Source organism: Nostoc flagelliforme FACHB-838 (assembly GCF_014698065.1).
GTDB classification, from domain to species: Bacteria; Cyanobacteriota; Cyanobacteriia; order Cyanobacteriales; family Nostocaceae; genus Nostoc; species Nostoc flagelliforme_B.
On the sequence record NZ_JACJSI010000722.1, the window covers coordinates 1 to 1,520 of the forward strand.

Below are 1,520 nucleotides of genomic sequence, written 5' to 3' on the forward strand. Positions count from 1 at the left end.
TTCTTGTAGTTCTGCGATCGCCGCTTGTAAATGCTGGTTTATCATTGTTCGCTGTTAGACAGATATACACCTCCGTATTATCTCATAGCCTTTTTCAGAAATCAAATATGATTCCTATAGTTGGTAGTTGTTGATAAAGAGTGACTACTTCTGCTGCAATATCCGGTGATAAGCTAGCGTTTGGCCCCAAGAGGATGGCAGTTTTAGGCGAATTACGGTTATATAATTTCAGGTTAATCAGAGCCGACTTAATCCACTCACTAGTGAGAAACTCAGAATTGCTAGTTAACCAAGGAAATATCCCCTCTAATATGAGAACGCCTTGTAAGTGAGTGAATTTCCAAAAGCGTAAGATTTCAAAATAGTGTTCTTGTCGAGATTTGTCTTTAGGTTGGTACTCACTAACGCTTTGTAATGTTAGTTTTCCTGTACCAATTTGTAATTGGTATAAAGAATCATCTTCAAATGACCACAAGTAACATTTGATATTTTGTAACTCACATTGAAAGACAATATTGCTTAATAATTTTGGTCGTTCTTGTAAAGGAGATTCTAGAGCAAACATCGGGTTTTGTAGTTTAATTAACTTGAAAACTTCTGCCATTAAATCATTCATGAAAAACCGTCCTTGTTATCCCATATTGCTTATTCCCGAAGGTGTTAAACAAGGCAGTTTTCAGCCATTGATTTTACCTTCAAAATCAAACGAAAGCACGAAGTTAGGTGCTTCTGAGATGGATTTTGGCTTGACACTACAAAAGTATTTTTACCCTCACATTTTTTCTCAACAAGAGTTGCTACCTTTGAACCACACAGCCGCTTACAGTGCCGATTTTCTTTTCGTGGAACCAAATACAAACTTGCACATTGATTTAGAGATTGACGAACCATTTACTCTCCTCACTCATGAACCAATTCACTGTGTAGGTATGGATGACTATCGTAATAAATGCTTTGTCCAAGCAAACTGGATCGTTCTTCGTTTTGCTGAAGAACAAGTAAAAAGCCAACCGCTAAGATGTTTACGTGTACTGGCTAATGTTATTTACCAGTACACATATAATGATTCTTGGCGGTTGTTATTCCAGGATGTTGAACGCTTAACTCCTTTATGGCAATGGACTACAAAAAAATCTCGCAAACTTTCAAAAGATAACTACCGCAATCGTTATCTTTAACAGGGTGTTGGGTGTAGTGTAAGTCAAAAATATCTTTGGTCTTTACATCCCAATGGTTAAGTAGTTTAAAACTCCTTAATTTACAAGTGAAAAATTAATCTTATTTCGCAATGATTACCCTAAACCCTACACGCTTGTTATTTCTGGATAGATTTCGGTGGCAATTGATTTAAGAAATTAGCTGATGGATTCTGAACTTTCGCCAGAAATATAATCATCCCTAAGAGGATGTTTGAAAAGTCGGGCAGGTTGTAAAAAAGCTCTCTCAGTATAAGCTGTGAATAGACAATAAACAGCACCGAGAGAGCAACATGAGTAAAGCTTACCCCAGCAACCTGACAT

General features: G+C 36.9%; 3 protein-coding genes. 1 reads left to right on the forward strand and 2 read right to left on the reverse strand.

What is annotated here, in order from left to right:
• Positions 1-94 precede the first annotated feature (94 nt).
• Complete coding sequence (locus H6G97_RS51130) at positions 95-616, reverse strand: hypothetical protein (protein ID WP_190947782.1); 522 nt, start codon at positions 614-616, stop codon at positions 95-97.
• Here H6G97_RS51130 and H6G97_RS51135 point away from each other — a divergent pair.
• Entirely contained in the window at positions 615-1,178 is a 564-nt protein-coding gene (locus H6G97_RS51135) for a hypothetical protein (protein WP_190947783.1), read from the forward strand. The two genes, H6G97_RS51130 and H6G97_RS51135, sit on opposite strands and share 2 nt — an antisense overlap.
• A 137-nt stretch (positions 1,179-1,315) precedes the next feature.
• Here the strand turns inward: H6G97_RS51135 and H6G97_RS52105 are convergent.
• Positions 1,316-1,520: hypothetical protein (locus tag H6G97_RS52105; protein WP_206759188.1), on the reverse strand; the 205-nt coding region annotated here is incomplete at its 5' end.